Source organism: Hydrogenobaculum sp. Y04AAS1 (assembly GCF_000020785.1).
Classification (GTDB): Bacteria; Aquificota; Aquificia; order Aquificales; family Aquificaceae; genus Hydrogenobaculum.
Genome location: NC_011126.1, coordinates 693210 through 706476 on the forward strand (window position 1 = coordinate 693210; position 13267 = coordinate 706476).

The window sequence follows — 13267 nt, forward strand, 5'->3', positions numbered from 1 at the left end:
GATGCAATCTCTAATACTTCTTTTCCCACTGTTATCTTTTATAACGATAGGACTATTTGGAAGACGTATAGGTGATTTTGCCTCAGGTGTAATAAACGCTGGTGCTGGTGTACTGAGCTTTATAGTGGCTCTTATCACCATGCTTTCTATGAAAGGTCCTGAAGATATAGTATTTTACAAATTCTTACCGATATCAAACACATCCGTAGACATAGGCATATATATAGATAAGCTATCTATTACCACTACAGTTACGGTTACTTTTGTAGCCAGTGTTATATTTGTATACGCAATAGGCTATATGAGGTATCTTTTTGGCAACTGGACGTTTAAATTCTTTGCATACTTTAGCTTATTCTTGTTCTCAATGCTTCTTATACTGTTGGGGGATTCTCTTATACTTATGTTCTTTGGGTGGGAAGGCGTTGGTCTTGCGTCTTATCTTTTGATAGGGTACTTTCATGAAGAGAAGTTTGCTACAAAGGCAAGCTTAGAAGCCTTTGTAATGAATAGAATAGGAGACTGGTCTTTTATTTTAGGCATTATATACACCTTTTGGTTGTTTGGGACGTTGTCGTTGCCAAAACTTTTTGAGAATGCCAGTTATGTTCCTGGTATTACATTAGCAACGCTTCTTCTTTTTGGTGGTGCTGTAGGCAAATCAGGGCAAATACCTCTTCATACCTGGCTTCCTAACGCAATGGCCGGTCCAACTCCTGTATCAGCTCTTCTACACGCTGCTACAATGGTGGCTGCAGGTGTTTATATGGTGGCGAGACTTTATCCAATATTTTCTTTATCTCCGACAACGCTTAGCTACATAACAATAACAGGTGTTGTTACAATGCTTTTCGCGGCTTTGGTAGCTACAGTACACGATGATATAAAAAAGATAATAGCTTTTTCTACCATGAGCCAGTTGGCAATCATGTTTACAGCCCTTGGTATGAGATTTCCAACAGCAGCTATATTTCATCTTACAACACACGCTTTCTTTAAAGCTCTTTTATTCTTAGCAGCCGGTGCTGTGATAACAGGGCTTCATCATCATACTCAGAATATATTTGAGATGGGCGGTATCAAGAAATACATGCCTATTACATTTGGAGCTTTTATGATAGGTGCTTTAGCACTTTCTGGTTTTCCTCCTTTTGCCGGTTATTTCTCAAAAGATGCCATAGTATCTTTAATAATGGATAAAAATACACTTGTAGCTACTTTAATACTCATTACATCTTTGCTTACAGCTTATTACATAACCAGAGAAGCTTTTGTGGTGTTCTTAGGAGAAGGACACTACCATGAAGAACCTCACGAAGTGGAACCTATAATGAGCTTTCCAATGCTTATACTAAGCTTTTTATCGCTTATGGGTGGGTTTTTGCTTTGGAACTATTTCTCCTATATGAATAGTCCTATAGAAGCACCTTTTTCTTTCTTAGCACATTCTATTTATGGTATCACAGTGGCTATAGTAGGCATATCTCTTTCTTATCTTTTGTATGTCAAAAAGTTTGTGGATCCAAATATCCTTTATGAACTATTTAAACCTATACATACTCTTATGAAGTCCCAGTTTTACACAGAATATATCTATCACAACATAATAGCAAAAGGCTATCTTGTCATATCAAGGCTTGTATATAAAGCAGTAGATCGTATAATAATAGATGGATTTGTGAATGGGGTGGCAAGTGCTACGTCAAATTACGGTAAACCCATTAGTAGGCTTCAGAATGGTAAGTTAAATTACTACGCTTTGTATATGCTTTATGGTGTTCTTGGTGTATTTTTGCTTTTAATCTTAGTAATCTTAAAAGGGGGTATACTGAATGGCTAGTCTTCTCAACATCGCTATATTTTTACCTTTGGTGGGCGCTTTTATAGTGTCTCTTTTCAGAAATGAGTGGCTTACTAAGGTAGTGTCTATAGCAATATCAGGGGTCGTTTTTGCTTTAAGCGTTATACTACTTGTTAACTTTAATCCAAATACTCACCATTTTCTTTATAGGACCACTGTACCATGGATATCATCCCTTGGTATAAATTACGATGTTGGCTTAGATGGGCTTGGCGTATCTTTGTTTACTCTCACCGCTCTTATATTTTTTACAGTTTTTATATGGGCTATAAAAGTAAAGGAAAAACCGAATCTCTTTTACGCATTGTTTCTAATACTCGAAACCACTTGTCTTGGCACGTTCTCTGCCCTTGATCTATTCTTGTTTTACCTTTTTTGGGAAGGAATGCTAGTTCCTATGTACTTCATAATAGGTTTTTGGGGACATGATAGAAAAATCTACGCTGCCAACAAATTCTTTATATACACATTTTTCGGTAGCTTATTTTTACTGCTTGGTTTAGCCACAATGATAGTTTATGGTTATTTCATAAGCGGTCATATATCTTTTGAATATGATTTTCACAGACACATAGCTTATCCTCTCTGGCTTCAAATAATACTTTTTGTGCTTTTTGGTATAGGTTTTGCAGTGAAAGTACCTATGTGGCCTGTCCACACATGGCTTCCAGATGCTCACGTAGAAGCTCCTACGGCTGGTTCAGTAGTTTTAGCGGGTGTTTTGCTAAAAATGGGTACTTTTGGCTTTGTAAGATACTCTCTTCCACTTTTCCCACAAGCTTCCAAAATATTTATTCCTGTAATGTTTGTGCTTAGTATAATAGCCATTATTTACGCTGCTATGATGGCTATATCTCAAACAAACATAAAGAAGTTAATAGCCTATTCTTCAATCAGCCACATGGGAATGGTGACTCTTGGAACATTTGCCCTTTCCGTAAGCGCTATAAACGGGGCTTCTTATATGATGATAGCTCACGGACTTAGCTCCGCAGCCCTATTTTATGCAGCCGGTTTTATATACGATAGATTTCACTCTTACGAGATGTCGGATTTAGGCGGTATAGCCAAATATCTTCCAAACTTTGCTATTTTATTTATGATAAGTGGTTTGGCGTCTATAGGGCTTCCTGGTTTCTCTGGCTTTGTTTCTGAGTTTTTAATACTACTTGGCACTTTCAAATATTTCCCAATGTGGGCTATTGTTGCTGGTGTAGGAATGGTGCTTGGCGCAGCATATTTCTTGTATATGTATAAGAATGTAATGCTTGAATCTGCCTCTTTACCAGAATCTAAAATCCAAAAACTTCAACATACAATGGACTTGGAGCTTCACCACATAATACCTTTTGTTCTAATACTTTTTGGGGCTTTTATTATGGGAATTATGCCATATAACTTTGTTAACATAGTCTCTCAAACATCAAAGCTTATTTTAGGGAGATTTTAATGAAGGCATTGTATCCTGACATCATCACAACCGTAGGCATAATATTTTTGATAATTTTAGAACTATTCTTACCAAGCTTTGACCTTATAGGTTTTCTCGGGTTTTTAATAAGCTTTATAAGCGGCGTGCTGGCTATTAAATACTCGTTGGCAGGATATCGTTTCAATGAATGGCTGCTTGATATAAATGCTTTCTCTTTACTTTTAAAAGGTGTAATGTATATATTAACATCTTTTGTGATATTTAGTTCTGTAAGTTTTTTCAAAAGCAAAAAAACTTTCGTAGAAAATGTATATACGTTTCTTCTTATTTCTTTAGGTCTTTCGATAATGGTATCTTCTAAAAATCTGGCAGTAATATTGGCTGGACTAGAGCTTGCATCTATATCCATGTATATATCCGTTGGTATGTTAAGGGATGACTACATATCCAAAGAAGCATCTTTTAAATATCTTGTGCTTGGGAGCATGACTACCGCATTCTTTGGTATTGGAAGCGCCTTTTATATAGGGGCTACTTCTCATCTTGATATTATAAGTGTATCCGTTAACCATAACACCGCTTTTGCTTTGGCATCTTTGTTTTTGTTTGTAGCTTTTGCTTTAAAAGTATCAGCCGCGCCCTTTCATTTCTGGACGCCTGACGCTTACGAAGGAGCTCCTACTTCTAACACAGCCTTTATATCTACAGTTCCAAAAATAGGATTTTATGCGGTTTTATTTTTGTTGGCAAGTTATATATTCCCTGTAACCAACAATTTTAGCTATATAGTAGGTATTGTAGGTGTTATATCAATGTTTTGGGGAAACTTGGTAGCTTACGCTCAAAATTCTGCCAAAAGGATGTTGGCTTATTCTTCAATAGGTCATGCCGGTTATTTCCTTATAGGTTTTTCAAGATATAATCCGCTATCAGTAAGCTCCACAATATTTTATGTGATAGTTTACGCTTTTGCTACAGCAGGTGCTTTTTTGGTGCTTTCTATACTTGAAAAAAACCAATCGTGGACCCATGACATGAGCAACTACAGAGCCCTTTATAAAAGAAGTCCCTTTTTGGCAACCGCTTTAGCCTTATTTTTGTTTGCATTAATAGGTATACCACCTTTTGCTACTTTTGTAGGTAAGTTAGGTATTTTTTTAGGTCTTGTAAATTCCAACGCTTGGTTTTTTGCTATTTTGTTTGTTATAGGTAGTATTATAGCTGCCGGTTATTATTTAAAATTAATCGTTTATATGTTTTTTAAAGAACCTGCTACGAAGGACAACATGTCGTTGTCGCTTAACTTATTTGATACAATAGGAATTAGCGCTTTTCTTATAATTGTTTTTTTCTTTGGAATTTTCCCAAACATATTGTTTGATATAATATTAAAAGATATGTTTCATGGGTAACATTGTAGTATTGTCTGCACCATCTGGAGCTGGTAAAACCACCATAGCCTATAAACTTTTAGAAGAGCTTAAAACGCTTAAAAGGGTAATTACTGCAACCACAAGACCAAAAAGGGCCAACGAAAAAGACGGTATAGATTATATCTTTTTATCTGAGCAAGAGTTTAAAAGTATGATAGAAAACAACGAATTTGTTGAATATGCGAACGTTTACGGTTATTACTATGGAACTCCTATAAAAAGCATTAAAAATCTTATAGAAAAAGGATACGATGCTTTACTCGTAATAGATGTACAAGGCGCTAAAAATATAAAAAAACTTTTCCCTTCTTCTCTTTTGATATTTTTAATGCCTCCCTCTTTGGAAGAGCTTTATGCAAGATTTAAAAATAGAGGCTTTGAAGATCAAAACGCTTTAAATAGAATTGAAGCCGCAAAAAGCGAGATATCTTGTGCCAAGTATTTTGATTTTATTGTAGTAAATAGATACGTGGATGAGACTGTAAATATGATTAAATCTATTATTTATTGCAACAAATCAAGAAGAGAATACTTTTTAGAGCACAAAGACCACATAGGAAATGATATAATAAATATTTTAGAAGGAGGTAAGTGTAATGTCTTCGAGACCAAAGATTTATGAAGCCCTTAAAAAAGTTAACAACAAATACGAGCTTGTACATGCAGCTGTTAAATATACAGAAAAATTAATGCAAGAAGACGATAGCTCTTTTATAAGAGGAAAAAGAGAGCTTATCAAAAAAACATTCTTTGCTATAAACAGGCTTGCAGATAGCGACATGGAAATAAAAATAACAGAAGAAAATGAAGAAATACATAGCTGATATAATCCATGAACAATTAAAAAACGGTGCGAAAGTATATATAAGGAAAAGACCCGATGTAGAATCCGTTTCCATCCAGGTTTGGTTTAGTGTGGGTTCGTCTTATGAGGATTACAAAGAAAAAGGCATGGCTCACTTCCTTGAACACATGCTTTTCAATGGTTCAGAAAAGTATGAATATGGAGAATTGGACGTTTTAGTAGAAGGGTTGGGAGGCCAAATAAACGCTGCCACTTCAAAAGATTTTACATATTATTATATAAACATATCATCTAACTACCTTAAACAGGCCGTAGATATATTAGAAAGTCTCACTTTAAGGGCTAAATTAGAAGAAGATATGATTGAAAAGGAAAAACCCATCGTAATAGAAGAGCTAAAAAGAGGAATGGATAGCCCAATAAATAGATTTTTTGAACGTTTTGATAGGCTTTTTTATAAAGTATCAAACTATATGTATCCAATTATTGGTTATGAAGAGACTATAAAAAACTTTAACAAAGATATGCTTCTTGATTTTTACAACTCATATTACCAACCTTTAAATATGACACTAAGCGTTTCTGGTAATCTTTCAGATCAAGATATAAGTTTTATATACGAACTATTTTCTCAAAAGCCCAAAAACAATACTAGACCTTCTATATATGTACCTGAACCGCCAAAGAAGTTTCCAAGAAAAGAAGTTTTAGAAGATCCTATGATAGATAGAACCTATTACGCTATAGGCTGGGATACTCCAGCTATAGGTGAAAAAATATATTATCCCTTTGTGGTATTTGATCAGATACTATCTGGTGGTAAAACTTCACTTATGCATAACGAGATAAAAGAAAAGGGTATAGTTTATTCTTTTTCCTGTCAGGACGGTGCTCACAAGCAAGATAACAACTACACAATTTTTGCAATAACTGACTATAATAAAGTAGATACTTTTAAAAATAAAGTGTTTGAGCTTTTAGAAAAAATATCTCATCTAAAAGATGAAGACATACAAAAAGCTAAAAATAAAATATTAAACCAAGAAGATTTTGTATTGGAAAATCCTGAATCTGAAGCGGATTTAATGGGATTTTCTTCTGCGGTAGTAAAGGATATAAGCTATTTTAAATATTTCAAAAGCAACATAGATAACGTAGATAAAAATGATATATTAAGGCTTTTAGATAGGTATTTCAAAGACGATATTTACGTTGAACTTATTATGCATCCTAAGGAGAGTTTATGAAAGTCATATCTTATGGTGCTGCTAAAACGGTAACTGGTAGTGCTCACATGCTTATATTGGATGATGAGAAGATACTTATAGACTGTGGGCTTTTTCAAGGTGTTGACGAAGAAAAGTCAGAAGAACTTGGTTTTGATCCAAAAGAAGTAGATGCTGTGCTCTTAACACATGCTCACATAGACCATTGTGGTCGTATACCTATGTTGATAAAGAATGGATTTAAAGGTAAAATTTACTGTACAAGACCCACTTATGAACTTTCAAGGCTTATGCTGTTAGATACTGCTAAAGTAATGCTTGAAAATTATAAATCCCATATGAAAAGGTTTCAAAGAGGCACTATAAAAGAAATACCTTTAGAACCTCTTTACGATGAGGATGATGTCTTTGAAGCTCTAGAGCATTTTGAACCTACATTTTCTTACGATAAAACCTATGATATACTTGGGGCAAAAGTAACGCCTAAAGATGCTGGACATATATTGGGTTCTTGTTTTTATGAAATAGAGTATAAAGATAAACGAATCGTTTTTTCTGGAGATCTAGGCAATAAAGGTAAGCCTATAGTTAGAGATTTTAGCCTTCCTTCAAAAGCAAACGTTGTCTATATGGAAAGTACCTACGGTGATAGGCTTCACAAAAGCTTTGACCAGTCAAAAGAAGAGCTTAAAGAGATTATAAAAAATACTATAACACATGGCAACGTCTTAATACCAAGCTACGCCTTAGAAAGAACCCAAGATATACTATATGTATTAAGAGAATTCTACGAAGAAGGTTCTTTGCCAAAATGTAAAATATTTTTAGACTCACCATTGGCTATAGGTGTAACAAAGGTATTTTTAAGAAATCCAGAGTATTTTAGAAAAGAAACTTACGATATTATGCAAAAAGAAGACCCCTTTAGCCTTCCTTATCTTACTATGGTAAGAGATGTAGAAGAATCAAAGCAAATAAACGATATCCAAGAAGGAGCTATTATCATAGCTGGTAGTGGTATGCTAAGCGGTGGTAGGATACTTCATCACATAAGACACCACGCTTACAAAGAGCAAAACGCTATAGTGTTTGTAGGTTATCAACCGCATGGCACACTGGGAAGAAGGATTTTAGAAAAACAAAACCCAGTTTTTGTGATGGGAGAACCCATCAACGTTAGAGCTAAAATATACACAGTAAACGGCTTTTCTTCTCATGCAGATCAATCTGAACTTATAGAATGGGTAAATGCCGCAAACCCCAAAAAAATATGCCTAATACACGGCGAAGAAGATAAAATGCTTGTGTTAAAAGATAAACTCGGCAATAAAAACGTTTATATTCCTTCTAGAAAGGAGGTCATAGATGTTTGAAGAAGATATAGATTTTGAAGATACCGACTGCATACACTGGGAAGAGTCTACGATAGAGTGTTCTTGCGAAGATAAAGAAGAATAAATGCAGATTTTTGTAGTTTTTATATCTTGGTTCTTTTGGACTTTGATGGTGGCTTGGTTTTCTACCAATCTTTTAAAACCTCATTACGGAAGACCTTATCCAGTGCATTTTAAGTATGAACCTTCTTTTTTTAATCATTTTATGCACTGGGACGCCGTTTGGTATACACATATAGCGGTGTACGGTTATAGAAACTCCACAGTGCATATTCCAACCATTGCGTTTTTCCCAGGCTATTCTATCATTATGAAGTTTATACATATATTTGTAGATAAAGATATATCATTTTTATACATACTGCCAGCTGTTATTTTCCAAGGGGCTTCTATATATATGCTTTATCTTCTTTTAAAAGCCCTAAACAAAAAAGAATCAACCATTTATATGACTATACTTTTATTTGCTTTTTACCCATCTTCTTTTTTTGGCATGTCCGCATATCCAGTTTCTGCTCTAAATTTTTTTGCCATAAGCGTATTCTATTTTCTTGTAAAACGCCAATATCTATTGGCTAGTGTTTTAGCTGGGCTTGGAACACTTTTTGGTCCTCTAGCAATATTTTTATCTTTTGTTATATTTTTTGATATTGTTAAAAGCAAAAAAACTACTGACTATCCAAAGGCTATTTTGTACAGTGTCTTATCTGTCTGGGGCTTTATCGGTTTTGTTTTATATAGCTTTTACAAATTTAAAGACCCAATAGCTTTTATCCATGCTCAAGATTGGTGGGGTAAGCCTACGTTGTTAAAGCGTATTTCAAATATACTTATGCTAATCCCGCACGACATACCATCTCATCCTATCTCAACGCCCCTTGGGATATACGAATTTGATCATTTTATAAATTTACTAATTATGATAGCTTACATACTTATAATAGTTTTTGCCATAGATAAATTGCCACTACACTATACGTTATTTGCAACGCTTATACTCCTTGAATATCTATGGGCTTTAGGGGGTATATTTATAAACACAAGTGCTTTTGCAAGACTCTCTTATATAAGTGTGCCTATTTTTATCGCCATAAGCTATTTGCTTGAAGATGAACCATGGCTTATAGGTGTACTTGCACCGCTTTTTTTCTTTGGAAACTTTGTATTAGAGGCCTTGTTTGTTAAAAACTACTGGTCTATATAATCGTTTTTTTGGCTTTTAAAAAAATAAAAACTAACTATAGATATCTGGGCTATAAAAATACCTATCAAAAAAGATACCATATCAAAAGCTATGTGCTTATTTAAAAATAAAAATACAAAAGAAAATACCCCCAAAGAGATGATCCATCCTATATAATAAAGATATTTCTTGCCAAAGATAAATCTCGTCCTTAATCTTAATATCATAAGGTAAGAAGCTCCTATCAAAAATCCTATTGTTAGGCCTTCAAATATTTTCATTTACATAAAACCTTGAAAGGATTTTAAACATCATAGTATAATCATGCAACCTCTATTTTTGAGCTACCATCCTTTGTTTTTGTTACTATCAACCTATTTGGAAATTTTTCAGCCAAACTCTCAACGTGTGTTATAATACCTACCATCTTATTTATATTTTGGCTCAAAAGCTCCAAAGCATTACCTACTTTTTCAAGAGTTTCTTTATCAAGCGTACCAAATCCTTCATCTATGAAAAGTGATTTAAGATGTTTAGAACCCACAGCTTCGCTGAGTGCTAAAGCAAAGCACAAAGACGTTATAAAAGTCTCGCCACCGCTCAAAGATTTTATAGGCCTTGTATTTCCAAAAGCGTCTTCTACTACTATACTATCTTTTTCACGAGACTTTTCCTCAACTTTAAACAAATATGGAAACTCCATTTTCGAAGCGTATACGTTAGCGTATTTTACCAGTTCTTCTATTATTTTCTGAGATATATAGGCTTGCAGTGCATCGCTTTTCAAATCTTGTTCCAGTCTTTCATATATATTATACTTCTTTTCAAGGTCTTTTATAGTTTCTTCAAGCTCTTTTATCTGTTTTTCGTTTTCTTTTGCCTGATTTATTTTAGAGCTTATAGAACCTATTTCTTGATTTAGCGTTTTCACATATTCTTCTAAGACTTCCAACATGTTTTCCAACTCTTGGGGTGGTGCTTCTTCCGTTATGTTTACTATTTCATTTTCTTTTAACTGTATCTGCTCTTTTAAATTGGATAGTTTTACCATATATTCATTGTACGTTCTTTCATAATTTTCTAAACGGTTTAACTCTTCTAATACTTTTTCTTTATCTTCTATAGAAGACAATTTTGTCTCAAGCTCATTTAGTTCTTCGCTTATTGTACTTTTTTTGACGCTCAAAGAAGATACTTGTTCTTTTAAAAGCATGATACTTTTTTCATAAGTATTTATCATTTCTTTGGTATCTTCGTATATCTTTCTTTTATTTTGTATTTCGTTTCTTATCTCATCTAACTTATTCTTATATTGGTCTATAGCATTTTTTTTATTTTGCAAATGCCCTTCTTTAACACCGTAAGATAAAAGCTCTTTTTCTAAAGTTTTCAATGATTCTTTTTTGTTGTATAAATCTTTTTCTAAACCTTCTTTTTGTTTGTTTAAAAGCAAAATCTCATTTTCCAATTTATCCTTTTTGCTTTTTAATTTCTCTAAATTTTTTTGTATATTATCCTGAAATTCTCTTCTTTGCTTTAATTCTTTTAATCTTGATTGTAAAGTCTCTTTTTCCAACAATTCCTTTTCAAGGCTTTCTATTTCTTCTGAGAGTTTTTCCAACGCTTCTTTTTTTGATTTTAGCCTATCCTCTGACAAAGCAATTTTGCTTTTAATATCTTCTATATTTTTTATGATATCTTCTTCGACTTCTATATCTAGCATTGTAGTATGTTCTTTTTCGTGATAAACACCACCACAAACAGGACAAATATCGTTTTCTTTTAAAAGGGTTTTTAACATGTTGCTATAATATAAAACAATGTTATTCTTGTTGGCGTTTAGTTCTTGATCTAAATTTCTTTGTTCTTCTTTGTATTTTAAAAGCTCTTTGTTTATATTGTCTACTTCTTCCATTAGTTTTTTTTGTTCTAAGAGTTTTTTATCTTTTTCTTTTTCTTTTAACTCCAATTGACTTATAATCGCTGTAAGATTTTCAATATCTTTTTCAATAGCTTCTTTGTTTTCTTCTTTTGAGAGATTTTCATAGTGTTCTATCTCAGCCAATAATTTTGATTTTTCTTCTTTTTTAGTCTTCAACTGCTGTTCAAGATCCCTTATTCTAGCTTCATCGTTTGTTATATAAGATTCTATCGATAATGCATTCTCTAATATCGATATTATTTTATAGCCTCTTTCTACGCGCTCTTCTTGATATTTTGTCTGTTCGTAATCGGCTTTTATTGTTTCAAAATTAATCAAAAGTTTATTGTATTCTTGCTCTTTCAAAAAATACTCTTTATTTTTTTTATCAAGCTCAAGCGTTGTTTTCTCTAATTCGTTTTTTAACTTTATATACCTTTCTATATCTGATTTTAGGCTAAGTTTTGGTTTTAAAAACTCAATACGCTTTTTGATAAGCTCCATCTTCTCTTTTTGGTTTTCTAAATTTTCATATTCAATCATCAATTTACTAAGTTCATTTTTCAATTCTTGCTTTTTCTTAGCTTTTTCAAACCTTTCTAACAAAACTTTTTTTTCTGAAGTTTTAACACTAAGCTCTTGCTCCAAAGAATCTAGTTTCTTTTGAAGCTCTTCTACATTTTCTTGGTTAGATTTTAAGTTATCTATCGTCAGCGATATCGAATCTATTTCATTTTTTAAATCTTTTTTTTGAGAAGCTGCAAGCTCTCTCATTTTATCTATTTTATCTAAATTGCTTAATCTCATTATTATTTCTCTTCTTTCTTGGGGGCTTTCTGGTTTAATAAACTTTGCAAATTCTCCTTGGGGCAAAACTATCACTTTTGTAAAAGTATCGTAATCCATGTTCAATATTTCTTTTATTCGTTCTTCCCTTAGCTTATTTTTTTCTTCTGTAATTATTTCTTTTCCATTTTCTTTTAAAGAAACTACGATATTTTTACCGCTCTTTAAATATCTTCCCACGGTGTATGTTTTATCGTTCAAAGAAAATGTTAAGGATACTCTAAAAAAATCTTTTCCTTTTGATATGTAGTCTTCTTTAGAAGCTCCTTTTTCAAATCTTGGGCATTTACCGTAAAGGGCAAATGTGATAGCATCTATTATGGTGGTCTTACCAGCTCCGGTCATTCCTGTGATGGCAAACAAAGAAAGATCAGAAAAATCTACAACAGTTTTTTCCTTGTAAGATAAAAAACCCTCTAACTCCAATACCAAAGGTCTCATAAATCATCAAAGCTACCTATTGTTTCATAGGGCCATTCCAACATTCCACCTCTTATATTAAAAGCTTCAAAACCAAGTTGCCTTAGTGCATAAGCAGCACAAGCGCTTCTACCACCGCTTAAACATATAATTAGATACTTCTTTGATTTATCTAGCTCTTTGTAAGTTTTCATCAAGGTATCAAGAGGATAAAGCTTAGCCCCTTCTATACGCCATTTATTATATTCCATTTTTGTTCTTACATCCAAAAGCACGTAATCTTCGTTTTTTTCTAGGAGCTTTTTTGCTTCTTCTGCTGAAACGGAAGGTACCTTATCAAAACATATATTTTCTTCAGAAGGTAAAGACATGCTCCATGTCCCTTTTTACTTCCAATATATTGTTTTTATCGTCTACATATACAAGGTAAGGTCTAAAATGATGTAGCTCTTCTTCTTCTACTTCTGCATAAGAGGCTATTATTATAATATCACCTGGCATACATAACCTTGCAGCTGCACCGTTTAGGGATATCTCACCGGGCTTTCCTGGTATCACATAGGTAGAAAACCTATTTCCGTTGTTTACGTTGTATATATCCACCTTCTCAAACACTACAAACTTTCCAGCCTCTAAAAGCCTTTCATCTATAGATATTGAACCTTCATAATTGAGGTTGGCTCCTGTAACAGTGGCTCTATGTATCTTTGCTCTTAAAATATGCCTTTTCAATGAAATACCTCCTT

Annotated in this window: 12 protein-coding genes; 8 read left to right on the plus strand and 4 right to left on the minus strand. The window is 33.4% G+C overall.

The features are described from left to right. Position 1 precedes the first annotated feature (1 nt). The 8 genes from nuoL to HY04AAS1_RS03875 all read left to right on the plus strand — a co-directional run bounded on the left by nuoL (position 2) and on the right by HY04AAS1_RS03875 (position 9355). Positions 2 to 1840: an NADH-quinone oxidoreductase subunit L gene (gene nuoL / locus HY04AAS1_RS03840; protein WP_012513805.1), complete on the plus strand. Its 1839-nt coding sequence runs from the start codon at positions 2 to 4 to the stop codon at positions 1838 to 1840. Beyond that, entirely contained in the window at positions 1833 to 3311 is a 1479-nt protein-coding gene (locus HY04AAS1_RS03845; RefSeq protein ID WP_012513806.1) for a NuoM family protein, read from the plus strand. The genes nuoL and HY04AAS1_RS03845 overlap by 8 nt, the downstream gene beginning before the upstream one ends. Next, the gene (locus HY04AAS1_RS03850) at positions 3311 to 4705 is read left to right on the plus strand and encodes an NADH-quinone oxidoreductase subunit N (protein ID WP_012513807.1); all 1395 of its coding nucleotides are present in this window, start codon (positions 3311 to 3313) and stop codon (positions 4703 to 4705) included. The genes HY04AAS1_RS03845 and HY04AAS1_RS03850 overlap by 1 nt, the downstream gene beginning before the upstream one ends. Further along, positions 4698 to 5348 (plus strand): guanylate kinase, encoded by a 651-nt coding sequence (gene gmk / locus HY04AAS1_RS03855; protein ID WP_012513808.1) that lies wholly within the window; start codon positions 4698 to 4700, stop codon positions 5346 to 5348. Before HY04AAS1_RS03850 ends, gmk begins: the two co-directional genes overlap by 8 nt. Then, complete coding sequence (rpoZ, locus tag HY04AAS1_RS03860) at positions 5323 to 5550, plus strand: DNA-directed RNA polymerase subunit omega (protein ID WP_012513809.1); 228 nt, start codon at positions 5323 to 5325, stop codon at positions 5548 to 5550. Before gmk ends, rpoZ begins: the two co-directional genes overlap by 26 nt. Further along, complete coding sequence (locus tag HY04AAS1_RS03865; protein WP_012513810.1) at positions 5531 to 6778, plus strand: pitrilysin family protein; 1248 nt, start codon at positions 5531 to 5533, stop codon at positions 6776 to 6778. Before rpoZ ends, HY04AAS1_RS03865 begins: the two co-directional genes overlap by 20 nt. Beyond that, positions 6775 to 8130 carry an MBL fold metallo-hydrolase gene (locus HY04AAS1_RS03870; RefSeq protein ID WP_012513811.1) on the plus strand — a complete coding sequence of 452 codons (1356 nt, stop codon included), beginning with the start codon at positions 6775 to 6777 and terminating at the stop codon, positions 8128 to 8130. Before HY04AAS1_RS03865 ends, HY04AAS1_RS03870 begins: the two co-directional genes overlap by 4 nt. Before the next feature lie 85 nt (positions 8131 to 8215). Then, entirely contained in the window at positions 8216 to 9355 is a 1140-nt protein-coding gene (locus HY04AAS1_RS03875; protein ID WP_012513813.1) for a hypothetical protein, read from the plus strand. Here HY04AAS1_RS03875 and HY04AAS1_RS03880 read toward each other — a convergent pair. From HY04AAS1_RS03880 to panD, 4 genes are read right to left on the minus strand one after another with little or no spacing between them, the layout of a single operon-like run. Further along, positions 9340 to 9615, minus strand: a complete 276-nt coding sequence (locus HY04AAS1_RS03880; protein WP_012513814.1) for a hypothetical protein — start codon at positions 9613 to 9615, stop codon at positions 9340 to 9342. The two genes, HY04AAS1_RS03875 and HY04AAS1_RS03880, sit on opposite strands and share 16 nt — an antisense overlap. A gap of 41 nt (positions 9616 to 9656) precedes the next feature. Further along, entirely contained in the window at positions 9657 to 12542 is a 2886-nt protein-coding gene (locus HY04AAS1_RS03885) for an AAA family ATPase (RefSeq protein WP_012513815.1), read from the minus strand. Beyond that, positions 12539 to 12892, minus strand: a complete 354-nt coding sequence (locus tag HY04AAS1_RS03890; RefSeq protein WP_012513816.1) for a rhodanese-like domain-containing protein — start codon at positions 12890 to 12892, stop codon at positions 12539 to 12541. Before HY04AAS1_RS03890 ends, HY04AAS1_RS03885 begins: the two co-directional genes overlap by 4 nt. Beyond that, positions 12876 to 13253 (minus strand): aspartate 1-decarboxylase, encoded by a 378-nt coding sequence (gene panD, locus HY04AAS1_RS03895; protein ID WP_012513817.1) that lies wholly within the window; start codon positions 13251 to 13253, stop codon positions 12876 to 12878. The genes HY04AAS1_RS03890 and panD overlap by 17 nt, the downstream gene beginning before the upstream one ends. Positions 13254 to 13267: the final 14 nt, after the last annotated feature.